General features: G+C 44.1%; 18 protein-coding genes. 7 read left to right on the forward strand and 11 right to left on the reverse strand.

Annotation, left to right across the window (positions count from 1 at the left end):
- Window positions 1-119 precede the first annotated feature (119 nt).
- The 5 genes from HY58_RS15080 to HY58_RS15100 all read right to left on the reverse strand — a co-directional run bounded on the left by HY58_RS15080 (window position 120) and on the right by HY58_RS15100 (window position 6,389).
- Complete coding sequence (locus HY58_RS15080) at window positions 120-1,352, reverse strand: FGGY-family carbohydrate kinase (RefSeq protein WP_052324184.1); 1,233 nt, start codon at window positions 1,350-1,352, stop codon at window positions 120-122.
- Entirely contained in the window at window positions 1,352-2,626 is a 1,275-nt protein-coding gene (locus HY58_RS15085; protein ID WP_039133801.1) for a sugar isomerase, read from the reverse strand. Before HY58_RS15085 ends, HY58_RS15080 begins: the two co-directional genes overlap by 1 nt.
- Before the next feature lie 24 nt (window positions 2,627-2,650).
- Window positions 2,651-4,771 carry a bifunctional rhamnulose-1-phosphate aldolase/short-chain dehydrogenase gene (locus HY58_RS15090; RefSeq protein WP_039133804.1) on the reverse strand — a complete coding sequence of 707 codons (2,121 nt, stop codon included), beginning with the start codon at window positions 4,769-4,771 and terminating at the stop codon, window positions 2,651-2,653.
- A gap of 38 nt (window positions 4,772-4,809) precedes the next feature.
- Complete coding sequence (gene rhaT, locus HY58_RS15095; protein WP_039133807.1) at window positions 4,810-5,868, reverse strand: L-rhamnose/proton symporter RhaT; 1,059 nt, start codon at window positions 5,866-5,868, stop codon at window positions 4,810-4,812.
- Between the two features lie 89 nt (window positions 5,869-5,957).
- Window positions 5,958-6,389, reverse strand: coding sequence for a hypothetical protein (locus HY58_RS15100; protein ID WP_039133810.1), 432 nt, complete (start codon window positions 6,387-6,389; stop codon window positions 5,958-5,960).
- Window positions 6,390-6,473: 84 nt separating this feature from the next.
- Between HY58_RS15100 and HY58_RS19025 the strand changes: the two genes are divergently transcribed.
- Window positions 6,474-8,663, forward strand: a complete 2,190-nt coding sequence (locus HY58_RS19025) for an alpha/beta fold hydrolase (RefSeq protein WP_052324185.1) — start codon at window positions 6,474-6,476, stop codon at window positions 8,661-8,663.
- Window positions 8,664-8,668: 5 nt separating this feature from the next.
- On the opposite strand, the gene HY58_RS15110 is transcribed toward HY58_RS19025, so the two are convergent.
- Entirely contained in the window at window positions 8,669-9,811 is a 1,143-nt protein-coding gene (locus HY58_RS15110) for a hypothetical protein (RefSeq protein ID WP_039133813.1), read from the reverse strand.
- A 304-nt stretch (window positions 9,812-10,115) separates the two neighbouring features.
- Here HY58_RS15110 and HY58_RS19030 point away from each other — a divergent pair, with 304 nt between their 5' ends.
- The 4 genes from HY58_RS19030 to HY58_RS15130 all read left to right on the forward strand — a co-directional run bounded on the left by HY58_RS19030 (window position 10,116) and on the right by HY58_RS15130 (window position 15,551).
- Window positions 10,116-11,228: a sensor histidine kinase gene (locus HY58_RS19030; RefSeq protein WP_052324186.1), complete on the forward strand. Its 1,113-nt coding sequence runs from the start codon at window positions 10,116-10,118 to the stop codon at window positions 11,226-11,228.
- Window positions 11,229-11,242: 14 nt separating this feature from the next.
- Window positions 11,243-11,995 carry a LytTR family DNA-binding domain-containing protein gene (locus HY58_RS15120; RefSeq protein WP_039133816.1) on the forward strand — a complete coding sequence of 251 codons (753 nt, stop codon included), beginning with the start codon at window positions 11,243-11,245 and terminating at the stop codon, window positions 11,993-11,995.
- A 157-nt stretch (window positions 11,996-12,152) separates the two neighbouring features.
- Window positions 12,153-13,382: a hypothetical protein gene (locus HY58_RS15125; RefSeq protein ID WP_172644668.1), complete on the forward strand. Its 1,230-nt coding sequence runs from the start codon at window positions 12,153-12,155 to the stop codon at window positions 13,380-13,382.
- Between the two features lie 258 nt (window positions 13,383-13,640).
- Window positions 13,641-15,551, forward strand: coding sequence for an IGHMBP2 family helicase (locus tag HY58_RS15130; RefSeq protein ID WP_039133821.1), 1,911 nt, complete (start codon window positions 13,641-13,643; stop codon window positions 15,549-15,551).
- Here HY58_RS15130 and HY58_RS15135 read toward each other — a convergent pair.
- The 4 genes from HY58_RS15135 to HY58_RS15150 form a co-directional block, all read right to left on the reverse strand.
- A complete protein-coding gene (locus HY58_RS15135) occupies window positions 15,548-16,069 on the reverse strand; it encodes a pyridoxamine 5'-phosphate oxidase family protein (protein ID WP_072037638.1) in 522 nt (173 codons plus the stop codon). The two genes, HY58_RS15130 and HY58_RS15135, sit on opposite strands and share 4 nt — an antisense overlap.
- Before the next feature lie 180 nt (window positions 16,070-16,249).
- Entirely contained in the window at window positions 16,250-16,531 is a 282-nt protein-coding gene (locus HY58_RS15140) for a hypothetical protein (protein WP_039133823.1), read from the reverse strand.
- 185 nt (window positions 16,532-16,716) lie between these two features.
- Complete coding sequence (gene cls / locus HY58_RS15145; protein WP_039133825.1) at window positions 16,717-18,174, reverse strand: cardiolipin synthase; 1,458 nt, start codon at window positions 18,172-18,174, stop codon at window positions 16,717-16,719.
- A 47-nt stretch (window positions 18,175-18,221) separates the two neighbouring features.
- A complete protein-coding gene (locus HY58_RS15150; RefSeq protein ID WP_156123714.1) occupies window positions 18,222-19,496 on the reverse strand; it encodes an ectonucleotide pyrophosphatase/phosphodiesterase in 1,275 nt (424 codons plus the stop codon).
- Between the two features lie 80 nt (window positions 19,497-19,576).
- Here HY58_RS15150 and HY58_RS15155 point away from each other — a divergent pair, with 80 nt between their 5' ends.
- Together HY58_RS15155 and HY58_RS15160 are read left to right on the forward strand one after the other, a co-directional pair.
- Entirely contained in the window at window positions 19,577-20,500 is a 924-nt protein-coding gene (locus HY58_RS15155; protein ID WP_039134103.1) for a sugar phosphate isomerase/epimerase, read from the forward strand.
- Between the two features lie 27 nt (window positions 20,501-20,527).
- Entirely contained in the window at window positions 20,528-22,225 is a 1,698-nt protein-coding gene (locus HY58_RS15160; protein ID WP_039133827.1) for a GMC oxidoreductase, read from the forward strand.
- Between the two features lie 365 nt (window positions 22,226-22,590).
- Here HY58_RS15160 and HY58_RS19550 read toward each other — a convergent pair whose 3' ends face one another.
- On the reverse strand, window positions 22,591-22,797 hold the full coding sequence (locus tag HY58_RS19550; RefSeq protein ID WP_156123715.1) for a hypothetical protein: 207 nt from the start codon (window positions 22,795-22,797) through the stop codon (window positions 22,591-22,593).
- Window positions 22,798-22,919 lie beyond the last annotated feature (122 nt).

Consider the following 22,919-nt stretch of genomic DNA (forward strand, 5'->3'; position numbering starts at 1 on the left):
GGTGCTCTTGCAGCAGATGAAGGGCACTACAACACACAATCTTTCAGACTCGCCAAACGTGAAGATTCTTTTTCAGCCCTAATTCATCTGTCCTTTATTCCCTACCTAAAAATCGAGGCTTACCGAGTTGTGTTCCAATGATCATGCATAGTCATTGCAGCACCTAAGGCCGAGGCCTGTGCTACCTCCGCTGTACGTAATTCATATGCAGAGAATGCTGCTGCCAGCATTTTCATATATACGTCGTTTCCACTGAACCCGCCGTCTACAAAGATCCGATTAACGTTACCCTCCTGAATAACAAGGCTTGTGCTTTCCACTTGTTTATGTACCATGTCCCCCACCAACCGATGATAGGCTTTTTCATAGCCTCCATCTGGTGCAGGATCAAATCGGAGATGCTTATAATGGTCAAAAGGTTTATCAAATTGTGCGGCAAGTTTTTTTACCTCCTGTTCGTGTTCGTAACCTAAGAACAGCCTGCTAGCTTTAACCTGCCGGCCTTCATAACTAAGGTAACAAAGACAGTCCTTTTGCAGCTCCGCATCAGTAAGTGGCTTGTCATTAAAGGGGTTGAGACTGATACACCAGGTACCGGTCGACAATAAAACAAATGGTTCCTGTAAGGTCTGCAGGTATGGAACAAGGGCAGCTGAACTATCATGTAGTCCAACTCCCACAGGGATTTTCGCCTGGTAATAACCAGCAATTCCACTGCTTTGATGAATTGGTGCCAGCTTTTTATCTATGCCTTCGCGGTACACCCAATTGTGGTAATCGGATTTATCAAAGTTCCAGAGATGTGTATGGCAGCCAATGCTGGTAATGTCAGAAAAGGCATGGCCTGTAAGAAGGTATGCGAGATACTGTGGAAGATGCAGGGCATAATGCAGCCTGCTGAACAATTCCGGATCTTCCATTTTAAGCCGGTAAAGCTGTAGACCGGAGTTCAGGCTTCCAAGTGGCGGTGACGCTGTTGCCCGGCAGAGTTCTGACCTGCCACCATAGATATCATAAAACTGTTGAAGTAATTCTTCAGGATAAGGTTTCAGGTAATTATACAGGGGTGCAATTACCTGTCCAGACTCGTCAAGCAAAACGAAACTGGCACCATAGGCCGCGCAATTTATTGCCCGCAAATTATAACCGGGATTATCCAGGATTGATTGCAATGATGAGAGCATCCAACCGGATAATGCTTTGATATCTTCGCAGGGAAAACCATCTGCATCGGTTGTTTCTTTCAGTTGTTCCTCCCTTTCCCAAACAAGCTGGTAGTCACGGTCAAACAGGATCAACTTTTTGTTGGTCTTCCCGATATCTAAAACTGCTATTACTTCTTTCGCCTCCATTATAATCCGGTTGCAACGGTTTTACTACCTCTTTCACGGATCAGTTCCTTCCTGATATTAAGTGATCTGAAGCTTTCGAGCGGATCAAGTGCGCCACCACTGCGAAAACGCGCCTCCGCCACTATCGGGCGCACATCAGTTCGGAAGCTCTGCTGCAAAATTTCCTGGGCTCTCACCACATCATTGGATTGCTGTGCTTCCTCCAGTTTTTTACGGTCAAGTATCAGCGCCTGCGCATATGCAATGAGGATAGCTTCCACTGATTGAAGCAGGTCTTCCAGCGGGTCCTTTACATTGTGTGAAGCGTCGATCATCCATCCCAGTTCGGATGCATGGTCCATTCCACGGGCATCCATCCCCTCCACCAGTTCATTGAAAATAAGGAAGAGCTGGTAGGGCCTGATACTTCCAACCGTAAGGTCATCATCACCATATTTACTGTCGTTGAAATGGAAGCCGGCAAGTTTACCTTCCATCAGGAGCAGTGCCACTATCTGTTCGATATTGGCATTGGGAAGATGATGCCCAAGGTCAACCAGCGTATAAGCCTGTGGACCCAATTTATTGGCGAAGAGCAGGGATTGGCCCCAGTCGCCCACTGTCATCGAATAAAAATTCGGCTCAAAAGCTTTGTATTCCACAAAAAGTTTCCAGTCGGCCGGCAGTTGTTTATAGATCTCCTGAAGACTCTCCAGTGTATTCTGGAAGGCCCGTCGGAAGTTCAGTTGACCGGGGAAGCAGCTTCCGTCGCTGAGCCAAACGGTCAGTGCCTTAGAGCCTAACTCAATTCCATGGCGGATCACTTCAATATTATGGTCGATGGCCTGTCTTCTTACGGCGGCATCCACATGCTGCAGTGAGCCGAACTTATAACTGAGCGATTGGCCGGGTTGGTCCTGGAATGTGTTGGAGTTGACGGCATCGAAGGCGAGATCCAGTTGGGCAGCTTTGGTGCGGATAGCAGCATAATCTTCCGGAATATCCCAGGGGATATGAAGTGAAACGGCGCCGCTGCTTCGGTTGAGGGCATGAAGCAAACCGATATCATCCAGTTTTTCTTCAAGGTTTCCGGGTTCACCGGCACCAGAGAATCTACCAAAGCGGGTGCCACCTGTTCCCAGCGCCCATGATGGGATAGCCACATTGAACGCCATTAGCTTTTGGATAACAGTTTCAATACCGGCAGCGCCCGCCGCATGAAATTCGAATTTTCGTTTATGTTCCGCGAGCAGGGGTTGGTTCAATTCCTGGATGCGGGATAGATCTAAGTGCATAGAATCGTTCTTTTTATATTGTGGTCAACGTATGAAGGCGGCAGCTACCCCGCCATCAACATTCAGTGTGTTACCGGTGGACTTATTCAGTAGTCCACCAACAAAAGCAAAGCAGGCATTAGCGATATCATCGGGCAGGATGGTTTCGTTCAGCAAGGTGCGTTTGGCATAATAAGCCGGCAGTTCTTCAACGGTGATGCCGTAGGCTTTGGCCCTTCCTTCTGCCCATCCGCCACTCCAGATATTACTGTCGGAGATCACCGCATCGGGGTTTACCGTATTAACGCGGATCTTGTCTTTACCCAATTCAGCGGCCATCAACCGGCTTAGGTGTGCCTGTGCAGCTTTGGCGCTGCCGTAACCGGCATTATTTGGCCCTGCCAGGATCCCATTCTTAGAAACCACATTGATGATATCGCCTCCCATCTCCTGTTTTCGCATAACGGCAAGTGCAGCCCTTGAAACAAGAAACTGGCCTTTTATAAGGATATCATAAAGTCTGTCGAGGTCCTGGATGGTATGCTCTTCTATTGGTTTAGAGATGCTGATGCCAGCATTATTAACCACGATGTCGACCCCACAGAAAGCGAGGGATGCAGCATCAAAGGCTGCTGCAATAGAATTTTCGTCGGTCACATTCAAAGTGCAGGATGCCACATTATCTTTTCCAAATTCACGATTGAATTCTGCTATTGCACCATCAAGCCTTTCCTGGTTGATATCGTTGAGAATGACGCAGGCGCCTTCGGCAGCAAACTTTCTGGCGATGGCTTTTCCGATGCCTCCGGCACTTCCCGTTACGAGGGCGATCTTTCCGCTGAGGGGTTTAGGCCTGGGCATCCGCTGAAGTTTTGCCTCTTCGAGAAGCCAGTATTCAATATTGAAAGCTTCCTGGTGTGGCAGGGATGTATATTCAGATATGGCTTCGGCACCACGCATTACATTGATGGCATTGATATAAAATTCGGAGGCCACGCGGGCGGTCTGCTTGTCTTTTGCAAAGGTGAACATGCCCACGCCGGGAACCAGGATGACAACAGGGGTGGGGTCGCGCATGGCGGGACTATCAGCATGCTTGCAGCTGTTGTAGTACTCAGCATATTTCTGCCGGTAATCTTCAAAATGAGGAGTTATCCGATGCTTAATTTCCTCTGCGGGGGAGTGAAAATCATCACCCGACAATTCCAGCACCAGGGGTGATATCTTGGTTCTAAGAAAATGGTCGGGACAGCTGGTTCCCATCGGTGCCAGCCGGCTCAGGTGATGACTATTGATAAATTGGAGAACTCTGTCGTCATCCGTAAAATGACCGATCATCCTGTTCATGGAAGAACATAGTCCTCGCAGGATGGGCGCTATGGCTACCGCAATGGTCTTGCGTTGAGCTGGTGGGAGTGATACTATCCTTTCTCCGCCAAACACTGCAGTTTGGTTTTTAATGGTGGAATCAATGTACTCAGAACAACGTTCGATCACTTCGAGGGTATTGATATAACTCTCGTAGGCGGTATCACCCCAGGTGAAAAGCCCATGAGAGCCCAACATGATTCCCCTGATTCCCGGGTTCTCATCGAGGCATTGTTTTAATTTCAGTCCAAGGTCAAAACCCGGCCTTTGCCAATCAACCCAGCCGATGGTTCCGCCAAATAGTTCGTGTGTTATCCGCTTACCATCTTTTGCAGCGGCGATGGCAATAGCCGCATCGGGGTGAAGGTGATCAATATGCTTGAAGGGAAGAAACCCATGAAGCGGGGTATCGATGGATGGGGCCCTAGAGCTTAGGTCATAGATACAATGGTTGAACAGTTCCACCATTTCATCTTCTTGCTCAATGCCTTTATAGATAGCTTTTAAACTGCGGAGGCGGTCCACGTAAAGTGCTGCCAGTCCGTTCCGTTTCATGGTACCGAGGTCACCACCCGAACCTTTCACCCACATCACTTCCACCTGTTTGCCCGTGAGTGGATCAGCAGCCATCGCTTTACAAGAGGTATTGCCTCCGCCATAGTTAGTGAGCCGAAGATCGGCGCCAAGGAGATTGGAACGATACACCAGTAAGGCGACTTCATCACCTTCCATGGTAGCGGCTATTGCATCTTCCCACAAATAACTTACGTATTTGAAAGACCTAAGAACTTCTGCCATAATATTCAATTATCAATCAGTTATTAAAATAAAAATCATCACACCGACATGGAGTTTCCAATACCTACCAGTATTACCGAAAGGAAGATGGTCAGCAAACCCAGGACAAAAATCCCGAGTACTTTCTTATCCACTCCTTTCCATTCTTTCAGTGCCAGTCCCCAGAAATTAGAGACCAGGATTATGAACGCCATATGAAGGATCCAGGAGGAGGCTCCATTACCAAGTTTGCTTTCGCCCATACCATAGAAAAAGAACTGAAGGTACCAGGTAGTTCCTGCCAGTGCAGAGAACAGGTAGTTATTGGCCAGTGGTGAAGATTTATCGGTATAGTCTTTAAAGGATCGGTTTTTGAAATTCAGGTATACACACCAGATGAGATTGGTGGTGAGTCCGCCCCATAGCAGTACCACATAGGCAGCATTATTCTGGAACAGAGGATTGAAACCCCGGCTGACGGAGAGTTTAGAGAGTTCATCACCGGCTTCGATTCCGTAGTTGAAGCAGGCGCTGAGTATTCCGGAAATGATGGCGAAGGTGAGTCCTTTTTTCAGGTTGAATTCTTTCTGCGATTCAACACGGGTGGCGAGAGAGGCCTTCAGTTCCTTGCGTCTTCCGGCATAACCGCAGATGGCGATACCTATGAGGCATACCAGCACTCCGAGAAGTACCAGTTGTCCGCCATTTGAAGCAAGCATCTGCGAGAAGGTGATCTTGCCTTCAGTTGGGGCGTAGTTGTAATAAATGGCGGGGAGCAGAGAACCGAGGGCAGCGGTTAATCCAAGCAGAACAGAGTTACCCAGCGACATGCCAAGGTAACGGATTCCCAGACCATAGGTGAGTCCGCCAACACCCCAGAGTACACCCCAGAAATAAGTCCAGCCCAGCGTAGACGAACTTGCCTCTTTGATGATTGAACCAAATCCAGGTACGGTAAGCAGAGCTGCGAGGGGAGGTACTATAAGCCAGGAGAAAAGTCCGCCGATGATCCAGTAAGATTCCCATGACCATTGGCGGACTTTTTTAAAAGGAACATAAAAACTTCCTGAGGCGAAGCCCCCGATAAAATGAAAGAGAATTCCAAAAATAGCCTGCATCGTTTTGGTTTAATTGTAAAGCGTACTACCATGGAAGTTAATCAATATGGTAAAACCAATACGATGTGCAGGTGAAATGCTGTTGCGGATTAATTGAACAGATCCTTGAAATCGGCCTTTATCTCCTTCCATTTATTGTCGGCCTTACGGAAAGTTGTATCAAGACTTTGTTTTGTTTTTTCCCAGGTTGTTTCAGAGCTGTTCTTTATTTCATCGAGTTTCTTTTCCAGTTCAGTGCGATCCTCTTCCAGTTCTTCGCGTGCTTCCCGGCTTTTCTTACTACCATCTTTTTCAAGTTTGTTGATCCGGGCATCCAATTCTTTCATCCGCGCATTGATCTCTGCTTCAGCTTTAGCCTTTTGTGATTCCAGGTATGCTCCGGCAGAATCGGCTTTCATTTCAAGCCCTTCTTTGATCTGTTCAAGTCCCTCTTCAATTTTTTTGTCGGCCGTGTCCTTTGTTGAAGGCTCAGTGCAGGAGAAAAAAACTAAGGCTGATAAAATGAAAATAACATTCTTCATACAAAAGATTTTAAGATCAATACTTCAATAAATATACCACAGTAGTTGCTCTATCTTCTCAAATGCGTTATTTTAAACCCTAATATGAAACAGACTCTTCTCCTCTTCTTTCTTTCGATTAGCATTATATCAACCATTAGAGCACAATCGAAGCCGGAAAAAATCGCAGCACTGGTAAAATATTATTCTGACGAGGGACTATTTAATGGTTCTGTATTGGTGGCGCAGAAAGATGAGGTGATCTACAAAGGGGCCGTGGGAATGGCCAACTTTGAATGGAATGTTCCAAATACCACGAATACAAGGTTCAGGCTGGGATCTATAACCAAGCAATTCACTGCAATGCTGATCATGCAGTTGGTGGAAGAAGGAAAGGTTCGACTGGATGGAAAGATCACAGATTATCTTCCCAACTACCGAAGAGAAACGGGTGAGAAGGTAACCATTCACCATTTGTTATCACATGGATCGGGAATACCGAATTATACTGACGATGACAGCTTCTTTCCCAATTCAGGAAAATATTACAGGGTGCATGACTTTATTAAAACCTATTGCAGTGGCGACCTTGAATTTGAACCAGGAAGCCGGTTCAATTACAGTAATTCGGGATACTTCATATTGGGGGCTATTATAGAAGCGGTTAGTGGTAATAGTTATGAGAAGCAGCTGCAGGTAAAGGTCCTGGATGTTGTGGGTATGAAAAATACCGGTTACGACATGCATGAGTACCTGATTGAGGCCAGGGCAAGTGGATATGAACAGAAACTGGAAGGTTATAGGAATGCCGCTTTCCTGAATATGGCCCTGCCTTATTCAGCAGGTTCGCTTTATTCAACGGTGGAAGATCTCCATCTATGGAACCAGGCACTTTATAGCAATAAATTGTTGGGTGATTCACTCAAGCAGAAAATGTTTATGGGATATCTTCCTATGGGTGGAAGCATGAAATCGGGTTATGGCTGGTTTATTGAGAAGATCCCTACGCAGGATAGTTCTAAGTTCATTAACATGATCTGGCATAGCGGAGGAATCAATGGTTTCCTCACTGAACTGGCAAGATTTCCGGAGGAGCATAATTTTATAGTTGTACTGGATAATACAACGGGTGCTACTACTCCCCTTTTCCGTGATATCATTGCTGTACTTTATGATTTACCGCTTGAGTCTAAGAAGAAAACATTTGCCAATGCTGTACGTAAGCAGATAAGGGCGAGTTCGGTTATTGCTGCATGTGATAGCTTTATGGCACTTACAGAAACACAGAGGAATGAGTATGATATGGCGGTTGCGGAGTACCTGTTGAATCGCTGGGGATATGAACGACTGCGCGAACAAAAGGATGCTGGGGGCGCGTTGAAGTTATTTGAACTGAATACGAAATTATTCCCTCACTCTTCCAATGTATTTGATAGTTATGGGGAGGCGCTGGGAAGAATTGGCAAGTACGAGGCAGCTGCTGAGAATTACAAAAAATCACTTGAAATTGACTCCAGTCATAAGCGCCGTATACAGGGAATTATCGATGCCTTTACTTACCGGCCAGATACTTTAAGGGTTAAGATAGATGGCCATGTGATGGTACTATATAAAACGGGTAACAAGGGACCGGTGGTAGTGCTTGAGGCTGGCGGAAACAGTGATCATAGCTGCTGGAGCAGCATTGTTCCGGAGTTGTCAAAGGTGGCCATTGTAATAACCTATGACCGACCGGGTTACCGCGATTCGGAAGCCTGTTCGCAGAGCCGTACTGCAAACCGAGTGGCGGAGGAACTGCACCAGGCACTCAACAAATCTGGCATTAGTGGGCCATATATTGTAGGGGGTTGGAGTTGGGGTGGCGCATTTGCCCGGGCCTTTGCCGCGTTGTATCCTGCAGAAACGAAGGGTTTGTTGCTGGTGGACCCTGCTACAAAAGAAAGTTATGCACAGATGGCTTTGAAATACCCCGATGAATTCACGCGATTGGTCATAACCCGGAGTGCCATCAACATTGCTGCACAGGATGAGTTTGATGCGATGATGCCTGCGATGAACCAGGCATCCAGGTCGGATAAGTTGTATAAGGGGAAAACCGAGCTTTTGATTGCGGGTAGTTTAAGGGAATGGTCGGCATCCGAAACGCCACTCAAAAAGATATGGATTTCCGAACTACAGAAATGGTCAAAGCAGCAGCCAAATGTTCGTGCGCAGGTAGTTGAGTCAGGGCATTTTATACAGCGCGAGAAACCTGAAATTGTGATTGCCGCGTTGAAGAGATTGATGGGGCAGTAATGAACTTAATTCCTGTAAAGCAGCGCTATATTATAATTTCCGGATCTAAATTTTTTAAGCTTTTTAGTAAGTTTCTCTTTATTCTTTTTAATCTGAAGGTAACGATGGTCTTTAATACCGATGGTGCCATCCTGCCGAAGGGTTACTGATACGGGTTCACCAAAACTGCGACTCTTACCTGAATACCTGTTCCATTCGCCTGCCCTTTCCCAAACAGGCCGGTAAAGAGGGTCTTTGTATTTTTTCCGGGCAGGAGTGCCGCATAAGGAGTAGTTGACATTAAGGAGGCCCGGTCCGGTCATCACAAAACTTTCACAGGCATATACCGTTGCATTGCCAAGGAGCCTGCTCAAACCGATCATCAGTGAGTCGCCATTCATTTTGTGCGCGGGGAAATCTTCTATGGCGGGGAGCGTAAAACTGGCACCCCCGTAGCAGGAACCGATACCAACCTGTGTGGTGGTGTCGCAATAGGGAGATAGTTCTTTCAGATGGTGGGTGGCCAAGCTATCCTTGATTGCTGCATAAGTAAAATCTTCCTGCCCAATAGAGAATAATGATTTCCGACTGGCATATTTGCCATGACTGTCGAACCAGATATTCCCGATCATTGCTTTCTCCTTATCCAGGGTGGCTTTTATCTTTTTAACAGCATTGGCTGAGCTGGCTGCGGTAACCAGGTAAAGTTTATTTCCATGAAAGATCCGCATCAACCTTACCTGCATCTGGAAGCTCAGGAATGAAGGATCAATTTTCTTCATTCGGGGCGATACGATAAAATTCAATCTCCTGCGGTAATCCGAGGAACTTATGGCGGGGGGCAACATTGAAATTCTGTCCCTGAATTTGCCAAATGATTTAAGATCACCATTGATAATAAACTTTTCATTTTTCTGCAGGATTTTAATGCTTTTAATCCTATGAAAATAAAAGCTCGCTGGCTTCTTTGAATTACCTCCTTTATTATCCCGCTTTTTACAGGGATCAGCATGGAGTAAACTATCCTCCACCACTATTATCCATCCCACGAAACGATTTCCGCTGGTGGTGATCAGCTCAATTTTACAGGGAGGCATTTCGGAAGTCAATGTTTGTGCATATCCTGGTTCCAGAAGGAGCAATAGCAGCACTGATAGTATCGATTTCATCGTTGGAGGTTTAAGGAGTTATGAAATAAGAAACCAGGTGATGAAGTCAAATCTAAGTTCAGGAGAAGCGGAAGTCAAGCAGCAGTTAGCGGCCTGATAGCCTCATTACACAACTCACTCGGATGGATTGGGAATTGGTGAAATGGAAGTTTTACGAGAGTGGTTATCCAGTTATCATGCTTTAAGAGACAATTATCAACCCGGAATGTATATCCACCAAGTGGATAGTATCATAGGGTATTGTAAATATTACCTTGAAGAGAGAAATGGTCAAATCAGTAAATCTTGCTAACTTAATAAGGGCATGAAAAGATTATCCTTCTATTGGAAATACCAGCTTACAGGCTGGATCGTATTTACAGCGGTACTTTTCTTCTTTAACGACAGGATCTACCACGACAGTAAATATTTTTCCCCCATTGCAGTAACAGTTATTTTATTAGGGATTCTCACTACCAACCTTATTAAAACAATCATTAAGTCGTTTGGCATTTTCAAAAACAAGTTCTCCAGGCAACTTATACAATTAGCATTAATCAATATTACTGTATCAATTATTGGAACCGGTCTGTGGATGACCATAATGGTGAATATCGGTCTATGGATCATCAAAAAAAGAGGGGAAGGGTTCTGGTTACCAAAATTGAATGAAGAATTCTTCTTTAATCTTTTCCTGGTACTACTGACCTTATCAGGTTGGACGCTGATCTATTTTCTCTTTCATTATGTAAGAAGGGTGCGGAAAGAGGAGCGTTTAAAAACTGCCTATAAGCTGAAGAAGGCAGAACAGGAATCCAAAGCATTGCGTGCACAGATGAACCCACATTTCATCTTTAACAGCATGAATTCTATCAAAGCTCTTATACAGGAAAACCGCATAGAGGAAAGTATCGTTTACCTGACCACTTTTTCAAAACTGATGCGCACGTTGATCAACAATGCTGACAAGAAGGAGATCACGTTGTATGATGAGATCGAAACCTGTAAGCTTTATCTCCAGCTTGAGTCGATGCGGTTTGATGAGAAATTTACCTATGAAGTGAAAGTGGCGGAAAATATAGATCTCAAATCGGTGCAGGTACCCGCGCTGATTATTCAGCCTTTTATTGAGAACGCAATCTGGCATGGTATAATTCCAAAAAACAACAAGGGTCATATAAGTTTGAAGGTAGAGAAGAATAACAACGAAGTAGAGATAATTGTAGAGGATGATGGCATTGGGAGAAAATTATCCACGCAAAATATAGCCCCTTCTAATGGCACCCATACGAGTAAAGGTATTGCCTTAACAGCTTCTCGTTTGAAACTGGATAATTTATTGAAGCACCGGAAAGGTGGACTCAGTATTACTGACAAAGAAACTGCGGCTGGCAAAAGTGAAGGGACCAAAGTTGTCTTATCCTTTGCAGAAGAATAATAGCACCCATCAGAATGATACGATCAATACTTATAGATGATGAGCAACACTGCCTTAAATCGCTTCAGAACGATTTGAAAAAATATTGTCCATCAGTGACCATTGTGGACATCTGTTCAAACGGAAAGGAGGGTATATTATCAATCAAAAAACATCATCCTGATCTTGTTTTTCTGGATGTACAGATGCCGTGGATGAGTGGATTTGAAATGCTGGAGATATTGGAGGAGGTTAATTTCTCTATCATTTTCACCACTGCCCACGATGAATTTGCGGCAAAGGCGTTCCGGATAAGTGCCATTGATTACTTATTGAAACCAATTGATTCTACCGATTTACAGGAAGCCGTAAAAAAGGTTGAAAACAAAATGAATTCGGGGAATGGTTTACAGCATATAAATACATTCCTGGAGAATATACGTAAGCCCTCGGGCAATCAAAAAATTGCGCTTCCGCAGCGGGAGGGTTATGAATTTGTAGATATATCTTCGATCGTATACTGCTATGCAGAAGGAGCCTATACAAAGATTTTTATAGCAGACAAGAAGGCCATGCTGATCTCCAAAACATTGGGAGATATTGAAGAGTTGCTGCCCGCTGAGATATTTCAACGCATACATCATTCAACCCTGGTTAATCTGAATTATATCCTGCAATTTCTTAGGACCGACGGGGGGAATGTTGTTTTAAGAACCGGCGAAAAGCTTGCGGTAAGTAAGTCGAAGAAAGATAATCTGCTTGAAAAACTTGGACTAAAAAAATTTTGATATGCGCAGCTCATATTCTTACTCACAAAGGTTAATAGCTAACTCTTACTGTTTCATTCTCTATTGGTTTTTGTGCAGTACATCCCCGATTATTGCGCAGGAACGAAATATGAAGGTTCAACGATTTGAGTATTATTGGGCCAAGAATCCCGCTTCAATGCCGGTTATACTCTTGCAGGAAGAAACTTATAGGAAGCATGTGGAAAGCATTTTTGCGAAAGCAATTACGAATCAATACCAGATCAGGAGGACGGCTTTTAACCTTACCATTAAGAAATTGAATCCCTTCCAGGAGTATCCAAAGTTCAAAACCGAGTTAGCGGAGAAAAGTCCAACATCTCTTTATCTTTTTCTTCAGATTTTTGAACGCTTCCAGTTCCATCCCGGTCTTAATGATAACGATATTGTTCAATCCAGTAGCATAGAGATCAAGTGCAGGATCCTGGATGGGGTAAATGGATCCGCCCTCCTTGATAAAACATTTACAGTAGATATTCACCGCGATAAGGCATCCGCGGGACAGATTATACTTACCAGACTACCGGCCCACCCTGCAGTATATATCAGCGCATTTGACAGCATTGCATCATGGATTTTTCAGCCTGCGGACATAGCTCTACGTGAACTTTATCTTGAACCAGCCTGTATGTATTCAGCAAAAGGAATTCCGGCCGGGGTCATAAGAGAATTGGATTCCTTTGAATTAACTGCTTTGCCCCAAAAGATAATACAAACGCGGCGTCGGCCCAACCGAGGCGGTAATGTTGCCTCTGGTGCCATAAGCCTGATAACAGGGGTTGGTATCAGCAAATCGAAGTCGGCAGATTACAGGGCTATTTTCCCCTTTATAGCAGGGAGTGATACAGTAAAGTGTGTTATTGATTACAGGGAGACTGTAACGGCAGATAGAACAGTGGAGAAAACAAGGAACGATGACGGATCGCAATCTGTATCTACAGAAGCGGGTGAATATGGTGCTCCTGAAAGATATACCGATCCCAATGAAAATCAGTTTATCATGGTTGGGCGGGATACTATAGGCTGGTTTACTCTTTCCTATGAACCGTCAACAAAAAGCCACCAGAATCAGACGCAATACTGGAATGGAAAAGACAGCAGTAGTATTGGGGTGTTAAATGATAAATGGAAAAACTTCTCTGCGGGGACCGGTTTAACCATTTGGGGCAGGACGAAGGATAAACAGTTCCGGATGCAGGGATCTTCTGAAATGCAGGCAAAGATGTTTTACATCGAAGAATACCCGGCATTGATGACCATCGGAAAAGACGGGCCGGTTAAGGCTTATGCTTATCATGAATTGACGCCCGAACAATTGAGGATATTTATTGCACTTGCATCCATTCCCTTTGGGTTTTTCCAGAGATAAAGAGGAAGGAATGTTTAGATTATTAAAGCGATAAGGGCGTACCCGTTAGGATACGCCATTCATATTTACACACTAAAAGAATAAGGCATATACTTGGTCTCCCCTGAACGTATTTTCAATTTGTGGCACTGAATTCTTTGAACGGAGTGCAAATCCGATATTCCTGTAAACTGTATGCTCACCAGAAATAGTGCAGAATGGACACGAAACATGTTCGAACATCCTCCGAACATGTGTCAGACACCTTAAATTGCGGGCATGGAATATTTCAGGCAGTTGCAGGCATTGCTGGACAATGAGCGGGAGGAAGATCGTGTGCAGTTTGAAGCCCTAACCCGGCATATGCGGATCAGCGAAAAGCGGGAGAATGGCATGACATGGTTTCCGATTGCTTTAAGAGGAACTGAGCCGGGCAGGGGAGATTACCTGACTATTGAGATCGAGCGCACATCGCACCAGGAACTCCAGCACCAATTCCGTTTTGGAATGTCAGTAGCGTTTTTCTCCAATCACGATGTGCAAAATGACCGGATGGAGGGCATCATTTCCTATATCAGCGGCAACCGGATGAAGGTAGCCTTAAGGGTGGATGAGCTTCCCGATTGGAGCCGGGATGGGAAGCTGGGAATTGATGCCATATTTGACGAGAACAGCTATAAGGAAATGCAGCAGGCCCTGAAGCAGGCGAGTCTGTTGTCGGAAAAGCATAAAGAGGGTCGCCTGGTTCGTATACTTATGGGATTGGAGCAGCCGGAATATCATCATGATCCTGAATTTGGCGTACTGCTGGCAAAACTTAGCGGTAGGTTGAATGAATTCCAGTTGAAGGCAGTAGAGAAGATCCTTTCCGCCAGAGATATTGCAGTTGTTCATGGTCCGCCCGGAACGGGTAAGACCACTACCCTGGTGCAGGCAATAAGGGCACTGGCCAGGGGTGAAAATGGGCAGGTACTGGTTGTGGCACCGAGCAATGCGGCGGTTGATCTGATAAGTGAGAAACTCTCAGACGAGGGATTGAATATTGTTAGAATCGGAAATCCTGCCCGTGTACAGGAAAAACTACTCCGGTTGACGCTTGATGAAAAAATTGCCACCCACAATAGTAGTCGTGATATTAAACGCTTACGAAAGCAGGCTGCTGAGTACCGTGATATGGCACATACCTATAAGCGCAGTTTTGGAGCGGCTGAACGCGAACAGCGGAAGGCTTTGTTTTCAGAAGCAAGAGCTATTCAGCAGGAGATAGAACGATTAGAAGAATATATTTCGGATGACCTGCTATCAAAAGCTGAAGTAATTACTGCTACGCTGGTTGGAGCATCGCATTACACAATACGGTCAAGGCGCTTTCAAACGGTGGTGATAGATGAGGCGGCACAGGCAATTGAGCCCGCCTGTTGGATACCAATACTGAAAGCACAAAAACTGGTTATGGCGGGTGATCATAACCAGTTGCCGCCAACCATTAAGTTGGTACAACTATCAAATGGACTGAATACAACATTGATGGAAAAGGTAGTAGAAATACATTCTGAGGCAGTGGTACTGCTGCAAAAGCAATACCGTATGCATGCAACTATAGCAGGGTTTCCTTCAAAAGAATTCTATGACAACAAACTGGAAGCAGATGATTCAGTTGCTTCGGAGATATTATTTCGGGGAGATAATCCGATGCAGTTTATTGATACGGCGGGCTGCGGGTTTGAAGAGAGTAAAGAAGGAAATAATATTTCTAATCCGGAAGAAGCTGCATTCGTCGTAAAACATTTATCATTATATATCCAGGAGATGAATGTGTATTATAAAAAATCATCCTATCCGAGCATAGGAATAATTTCTCCGTATAGGCATCAGGTTGAAATTTTGAAGGAGCAGATAGCTTCATCCGGCATATTATCATCTTATTCTCAAAGGTTGACAATAAGCACAATTGATAGTTTCCAGGGACAGGAAAGAGATATCATTTATATCAGTCTGGCCAGGTCTAATGCCGAATCTGTTATTGGTTTCCTTTCAGAAGTGCGGCGTATGAATGTTGCGATGACAAGAGCTAAGAAAAAACTTGTAATAGTGGGCGATAGTGCCACTCTTGCAAGCTTTCCCTTTTATGCTGATTTGATCAACTATACGCAGGAACAAAATGCCTATGTGAGTGCATGGGAATTTTAGATCTTAAGTTTACCTTCAATTCCATCATCATCCACATCTGCACCTGTCAATGCTGCGAGAGATCTTTTCATGAAGGCAATAAACTTTCCATTCTTTGTATCCCAATAATAACAATCGACCGGTCTTATCTTTATGATAGTCACTTTCGGATCATCTTTCCCTGTGAACCATGCATTGGCAAATTCAGTCCAATATTTGTCTATTGTGGCTTTATCCGTAAATACGGAAGCTTCTCCATATATGGAAAGATATTCTGAACTGCCATTATTCTGGAAGTAGAGTTGGACCCTGTTATCGGTAGCAATTTCTTTATTCTTATCACTGTCGGCGGATGATATGAACCAGATTGCACCTTCTTCATCCACTTCCTGAATACTCATAGGACGTGATGCTGCAGGCACAGAAGAAAGATTTGTTACAAACATGCACATACGGCAGTCTTCTGCAATTTCCTTCAGTTTTACCAGGGCTTCCTGGTCAGAAAGGTTTTCAAAACTGTCCATTTGATTCTTGCTCATACAGAATGATTTTAATATATAAAACAATTGGGCACCCATTAGACGGGTACCCAATTGTTTAAATATTCATGCCAGTTAATTATACAGAATTGTTGCTTTCAAAGGGAAACCAGGTTAAATATTTGTTGATTTAATTCCACCATTAATCAAACCAGACGTATTCTGCATTACCCCGAGGAATTATCTCACTTCGGTTGTTTTTTCGACCCGCGTAACGTTTCCAAGATCATCTTTTTCAACCGTGGTGGTGGTAGTGGTCTTTTTCGTTGGTTTTTTACCACTTGAAGCCGCCCAGATGATCAGCAGAAGTGCAACTACACCTGCTGTTATCCACATCCAGTTGCGCTCAAAGAATGATTCAACTTCTACGGCATCAATTTCTACCTCTTGCGCAAAAAGGCCGGAGCTAATTAAGGCCAGTGCAGTACTGGCGAAAATGTATTTCCAATTTGAATTTTTCATAAACCAGTATTTTTTAAATGGAAATACAATAATCAGGCCCGGCCTAATCCATCCAGATTACTTGTTCAGCAAGCCATCTACTGTGATTGCTACATAATAGAGTCCGCCAATGGTAGGACCGGCAGCATACTGAATGTATCGTTGATTGAATGCAATGGCTGCGCCTAATCTGATCAACAGATAGTTTATAAGAGGGGCGACACCAGCCGGGCAGTTCGTTCTGAAAGTTTTTTTATTCTGCCCCGTTGGTTCCAGGATTCCTTCTCAATCTTCTCTGCATCTTTAAGGTCATCGTAAAATACATCGGCCAGTTCATTAGCGAGTTCTTCATCATACACTACCGCGTTAACCTCAAAGTTAAGATCGAAGCTACGGGTATCCATATTTGCAGTACCAATAATTGCTACTTTACGATCGGCCACCAAAGTTTTGGCATGTACAAAGCCTTTTTGGTAGAGATAGATCTCCACCCCCGCATGCAGCAATTCCTCATAATAGGAACTGGAAGCCGCATTCACCAGTTTGGAATCTGAAACACCCGGCACAAGCAACTTAACAGATAATCCTCCCAAAGAAGCAATGCATAAGGCATCCATGAGGCTTTCACCTGGAATAAAATAGGGTGTGGTAATCAGGATCTCTTCTTCGGCCAGGTTTATGGCCTGCAATAACGAGAATAAAATGGTGGGCATATCTGAATCGGGCCCGCTTGCAGCGATCTGCACCAATTTCTTACCTTTTTTGGGAAATGAATCCATAGAAGGGAAAAAACTGGTATCTGGTTTAAGTCTGCTACCGGCGCAAAAATTCCAGTCGCAAAGAAATAAATATTGCAGGTAATAAACACCCGGACCATCTATGCGTAAATGGGTATCGCGCCAGAAAAGTGTATTACCATTTCCATTTTGATTGATATACTTATCACTGACATTTATTCCACCGATAAAGGCTGTTTGTCCATCAATCACAATGATCTTCCTGTGATTACGGTAGTTGATCCGGTTAGCCAGTGCTATAAACCGGATCCGGTAAAAAGGGAAAGATTTTACGCCCGCCTCTTCCAGCCTTCCCACCATACCTTTACGTAGGGAGCGACTTCCAAAATCGTCATAAATAAATCTTACATCAACTCCTTCTTTAGCCTTTTGAATCAGCAGCTGTTCGATCTCCCTGCCGATAGTATCATCATCATAGATATAATATTCAATATGGATATGGTGCTTTGCTTCTTTAAGCGCACTGATCACTTCCGGGAATTTCTTTTCTCCATTCACCAATAATTTTACATGGTTGCCTTCTGTTAGTGCGCTGTTGATATCGGAAAGAAGAAGTACGGCAAGTTCTTTATTATCCCGAACGGCGGAACCTCCTTTTGCAAAAGCCTTCTCTGATATTTGCAGGATATCCTCTTTAAGGTGTTTGGCAAGATCATTATCATCAAGGATCTTTTTGCTGTACATTTTGTGCTTGCGGTAATTGATGCCGATAGTAAAATAGAAAAGCATACCTATAATGGGAATAAAGATCGCAACCAGCAGGTAAGCCAGGGTCTTAACATTGCTTCGGGTATCATAGATGATCTTTCCGCAAACAACGATCAGTATGAGAACATATACGATTTGGGCAAGGAGCAACCAATCCATGGAAATGTTTTCATGAATATCAATCAATTCGCGCAAACTCTGCGCGATCAGGGAGAATTGAGGATAGATTTTAAAACCCTAAGCCGCCCATCAATACTATGGCTAACCGGCAAACCCAACAATTCGGCAGCCATGGGATATACATGTACATTGGAAAAAGAAGGGATGGTCAATCCTTTCCGAAATGCGGGTCCCCATGCATAAAAACTCGCCTGCATATCGCTGTTGCGAATATCATAACCATGTTTACCGATCGTTGTTCTTCCTGTAAAGCTGAACATTAAAGGAGGATGAGGAACAAGAAGGATATCGCCGAGCCTGTTGTGCTGATCGGAAGCAGAACGATAATGCCAGTGTTTGGGTGTTTTATTGGGCAGGTATACAGTGAATTTTGAAGCATTCCTTTTCAGGTTTTTGTAAAGTTTCCGAATCTCCGTACGGTCACCGTTTTTTGAATATATATGCACCAGTGCATCTCCCCTTGGCACAATAAACCTGGATGTATCAATCTTCGCGGGTATGGGCAACGCATTTGCCGTATCTGTATTTGTCATGCCATGGTCCGAAACAAATATGAAATTGATTGCGAGTCCGGTGTTTGTGCAGGTTGAAACAATCTTTCCAACTGATTCATCCACGAATTTCACTGCATCAATTGCCTCTTTTGAGTCTATCCCATACAAATGCGAATAATGATCGACCTGCGGAAAATAAAAACTGATCAAATGTGGTCTTTTATCTTCTGGCAGCAGAAGCCACTCATGCAGCACTTCAATACGCCTGTCAATCGGGATTGCTTCATTGTAATTGTAAAAATAGGTTGGTCCAACCCCATTAATTCTACTTTCGGAACCCACCCAATAGAAGCTTGCAGAAAGCATTCCATTTCTTTCTGCAAGTTCCCATAGCGGGATGCCATAGTACCATGAGCTGTCACGTACTTCTTTTTTATTTCCTACCGAATATATTTTTAGTTTCTTACAGTCATAAAATGAATTATCCACCAGTCCATGATGTACGGGATACATACCTGTTATTATAGAATAGTGATTGGGAAAGGTGAGGGAGGGATAGACAGGTTGCATTGATTTTGCTTCCACGCCTTTAGCAGCAAGTGCCAATAAGTTGACGCAATTGTATTTACGGGCATAATCCCACCGGAAACCATCTGCGGAAATAATAATGAGATAAGGTTTATTGATAGTTTCAGGGGAATTTCTACGACCCTGTACAACCTGCTGCACTGTATCCTGCGCCAGAAGTGAGGTGTAAAGCAGAGAATACAGACCCAAAATAAAGAGGCCCTTTATTGAAGCGGACATATTTGTAAAATATATAGGTTCAAATGTACCCTCCTTCAGCCAATTTAAGTAACATTATGGTTCAGCAAAACCGGGGTGATATGATCATACAACAACGATATACACGAAAACGCTTTCTCCGGACAGGGCTTAGCCTTTTAGCGGGATCACTGGCGCTACCATTATTTGCCAGTGGAAAAAAGCAACCGAAACTTGCCTTTTCAACCTTGGGCTGCCCGGATTGGGATTTCAATAAGATCACGGATTTCGCACACTCACATGGCTATACAGGAATTGAAGTAAGGGGTATACAGAGGGAGATGGACCTGGTTAGGAGTTCTATATTCAATACTGCGGTAAAAAGAGCTGCTACACTTGCCAGGATGAAGGAAAAGGGGCTGCGTTTTGTTGGACTGGGTAGTTCCTCTACTATGCATTATGCGGATTTGGCGGAGAGGAAAAAGCAGCTTGATGATGGGAGAAGATTCATTGATCTTGCGGCACAAATTGATTGCCCATATGTGAGGGTATTTCCTAATAATTTCCCGAAGCACCAGGAATATGAAGCAACAATGAAATTGATCAGCGGTGGATTAAAGGAACTGGCAGAATATGCGGCTGGTAGCGGGGTTACTGTATTGATGGAAACCCATGGCGACCTTGTGCGTACAAACGATCTGGTTCGCATAATGAAAGCGGTGGACAATCCAAATGCAGGTTTGGTTTGGGATGTTTCCAATATGTGGACCATTACCAAAGAAGCGCCTGCCGTTGTATATAAAGAATTGAAACCTTATATCCGCCATGTTCATGTAAAGGATGCTAAACTTGATGGAGCCAAACTGCAGTATACTTTCCTGGGAAAGGGGGATGTGCCAATATTACCAGCCATCACCATTTTGGAGAAGGATGGATATGATGGTTTTTACAGTTTTGAGTGGGAGAAGTTATGGCATCCTGAAATTGCCGAGCCCGAGCTTGCTCTTGCTGATTATCCCGTAGTTATGAAGAAGCATTTCAAATAATAAATTTTATCATCTTCCCTATTAATTATGCCTGGAGATTCATTATACCTCAATACAAAGAGCAAAGTTCAAAACAGCTATGATGCCATCATTGTAGGATCCGGCATCAGCGGGGGCTGGGCGGCAAAAGAGCTCTGCGAAAAAGGACTAAAAGTATTATTACTTGAGCGGGGCAGTCCGGTTGAACATCCAAATTATCCAACGGCAACCAAAGATCCCTGGGATTTTGCACACCGCGGACAATTAACGCCGGCCGATAAAGAAATACATTCTATACAGAGCCGACATTATTCTATCAGGGAAGACAACAAACATTTTTACATTAACGATAAAGAGAATCCCTATAAGGAAATCAAGCGCTTTGATTGGATCAGGGGTGATATTATAGGAGGACGGTCGTTGCTGTGGGCGAGGGCCTGCTACAGATGGAGTGACCTCGATTTTGAAGCCAATGCGAAGGATGGGTATGGAGTTGACTGGCCAATACGGTATGCCGACCTGGCGCCATGGTATGATTATGTTGAATCATTTATAGGCGTGAGCGGAAATCGTGATGGCATCCCGCATTTACCCGACGGACCGTTTCAACCACCATTTGAAATGAATAAGGTGGAGAAGTATTTTAAAGAGAAAACAGAAGCCAGGTTTAAAAACAGAAAAGTAATCATTGGCAGAACGGCTAATCTTACCCAGGCAGTAAAGGGAAGGGGTATTTGCCAGGCCAGGAATCTTTGCCACCGCGGTTGCCCCTACGGCGCCTATTTCAGCACCAATGCCAGTACTCTGCCTGCGGCGCATGCTACAGGAAATCTAACAATCAGGCCTTTTTCATTGGTGAACAAAGTAGTTTATGATGATAAAAAACAAAGAGCGCGTGGTGTGGAAGTTATTGATACGAACACCGGAAGCGTTGAAGAGTTTTCTGCGCGCATCATTTTCCTGAATGCAGCAACAGTAGCCACCACCGCTATACTTTTGAATTCAATTTCAAGTCGCTTTCCCAATGGTCTGGGAAATGGCAGTGACCAGGTTGGTCGCAACCTTATGGATCATCATAAGGGCATTTCCATAGTTGGTTCAATAGAGGGATTTGAGGATAGTTATTATGCAGGCAGAAGGCCCACGAGCATTTATATACCCCGCTTCAGCAATGCCACAGAAGAAAATAAGAATTTCCTGCGGGGATATCATTTTGGTGGTGGGGCTTACCGGGGAAGAGGCGCAGCGGATGGAATAGGAGCGGAATTAAAAGAAAGTTTGTCGGTTCCGGGAGGATGGCAGTTGAGTCTTTATGCTTTTGGCGAATGTTTACCTTATGAGGATAACCGTATCACTCTTGATCATTCTACCAAGGACCGTTTTGGAAGACCCATGATTGCGATAGACTGCAACTTCAGGGAAAATGAAAATAAAATGCATGCTGATATTCGCGAGAGGGGAAAGGAGATGATGGAAATGGCTGGATTTTACAACGTAAAAGTGAATGGAAGCATTTCCTTTCCAGGGAATGCAAATCATGAAATGGGTACTGCTAGGATGGGTCACGATCCCCGCAGTTCTGTTTTAAATGCGTTCAACCAGATGCACGAGCTTCCTAATGTATTTATTACAGATGGTTCCTGCATGAGTTCAGGCTCTTGTGTGAACCCCTCCCTAACCTATATGGCCCTAACGGCAAGGGCCTGCGATTATGCATTAAGCGAGCTAAAGAAGCGAAATATTTAGAAATTTAAATTAAAACAGTTACCATTTGGCCGACCAGAGATTCAGATGCTTTCTCTTCTTGAGAAATTAGCCGGTCATTGATTGAATTAGCTGTACTATTTATAACTATACAAGATTCCGTGGTATAAGCAGATTTTCCAAACGCGAAGAACCATGGTTTATTGTTTACAGTTTTCGGCTATCTTATCAAGCAACACCTTCGCTTGTTCAATTGCCGAATCATCAAGATGCTGAAGGGCTTTTCCTTCTATTACCAGCTACTATCGGTTGTAAGGCTTTCAGCACTTCTTCCCCTTTTGCAGTAATTGTTATTTGGGTCATCCGCCAGTCGGTCTGGTGAACAGACCTTTCGAGATATCCGTTCTTTACAACAATTCAATGTTCCTTGTAACGGAGGCATTGTCTTTGAAGACACTTTCTGCCAGGTCTTGCTGCTTGATGACCGGATTCTCCAGCAATGATTTCATCACCAGCCTCTGGTCAATCATAATGTCAAATCCATTATCCCTGACCTGATTCTGTGCGTATTGCCTGTATGCCCTGATGGCCTGTCTATACTGTAAAAATCTCACTGTTCAGCTTATTATCCTCTTTTTTTTTAATTGACATATCCATATTTGATATATCCGAGATAATAAAATTATTAAATCAGGGAAAATATTTTCAGGTTTCCTTAAGCCGCTATTCTGAGAGG

Source organism: Flavihumibacter sp. ZG627, assembly GCF_000814325.1.
Taxonomy (GTDB): Bacteria; Bacteroidota; Bacteroidia; order Chitinophagales; family Chitinophagaceae; genus Flavihumibacter.

Bases quoted from the DNA above. Each gene is read 5' to 3' on its own strand.
- HY58_RS15080 (WP_052324184.1), bottom strand. From the start codon at position 1,352: ATGGAGGCGAAAGAAGTAATAGCAGTTTTAGATATCGGGAAGACCAAC.
- HY58_RS15085 (WP_039133801.1), bottom strand. From the start codon at position 2,626: ATGCACTTAGATCTATCCCGCATCCAGGAATTGAACCAACCCCTGCTC.
- HY58_RS15090 (WP_039133804.1), bottom strand. From the start codon at position 4,771: ATGGCAGAAGTTCTTAGGTCTTTCAAATACGTAAGTTATTTGTGGGAA.
- rhaT (WP_039133807.1), bottom strand. From the start codon at position 5,868: ATGCAGGCTATTTTTGGAATTCTCTTTCATTTTATCGGGGGCTTCGCC.
- HY58_RS15100 (WP_039133810.1), bottom strand. From the start codon at position 6,389: ATGAAGAATGTTATTTTCATTTTATCAGCCTTAGTTTTTTTCTCCTGC.
- HY58_RS19025 (WP_052324185.1), top strand. From the start codon at position 6,474: ATGAAACAGACTCTTCTCCTCTTCTTTCTTTCGATTAGCATTATATCA.
- HY58_RS15110 (WP_039133813.1), bottom strand. From the start codon at position 9,811: ATGAAATCGATACTATCAGTGCTGCTATTGCTCCTTCTGGAACCAGGA.
- HY58_RS19030 (WP_052324186.1), top strand. From the start codon at position 10,116: ATGAAAAGATTATCCTTCTATTGGAAATACCAGCTTACAGGCTGGATC.
- HY58_RS15120 (WP_039133816.1), top strand. From the start codon at position 11,243: ATGATACGATCAATACTTATAGATGATGAGCAACACTGCCTTAAATCG.
- HY58_RS15125 (WP_172644668.1), top strand. From the start codon at position 12,153: ATGCCGGTTATACTCTTGCAGGAAGAAACTTATAGGAAGCATGTGGAA.
- HY58_RS15130 (WP_039133821.1), top strand. From the start codon at position 13,641: ATGGAATATTTCAGGCAGTTGCAGGCATTGCTGGACAATGAGCGGGAG.
- HY58_RS15135 (WP_072037638.1), bottom strand. From the start codon at position 16,069: ATGAGCAAGAATCAAATGGACAGTTTTGAAAACCTTTCTGACCAGGAA.
- HY58_RS15140 (WP_039133823.1), bottom strand. From the start codon at position 16,531: ATGAAAAATTCAAATTGGAAATACATTTTCGCCAGTACTGCACTGGCC.
- cls (WP_039133825.1), bottom strand. From the start codon at position 18,174: ATGGATTGGTTGCTCCTTGCCCAAATCGTATATGTTCTCATACTGATC.
- HY58_RS15150 (WP_156123714.1), bottom strand. From the start codon at position 19,496: ATGTCCGCTTCAATAAAGGGCCTCTTTATTTTGGGTCTGTATTCTCTG.
- HY58_RS15155 (WP_039134103.1), top strand. From the start codon at position 19,577: ATGATCATACAACAACGATATACACGAAAACGCTTTCTCCGGACAGGG.
- HY58_RS15160 (WP_039133827.1), top strand. From the start codon at position 20,528: ATGCCTGGAGATTCATTATACCTCAATACAAAGAGCAAAGTTCAAAAC.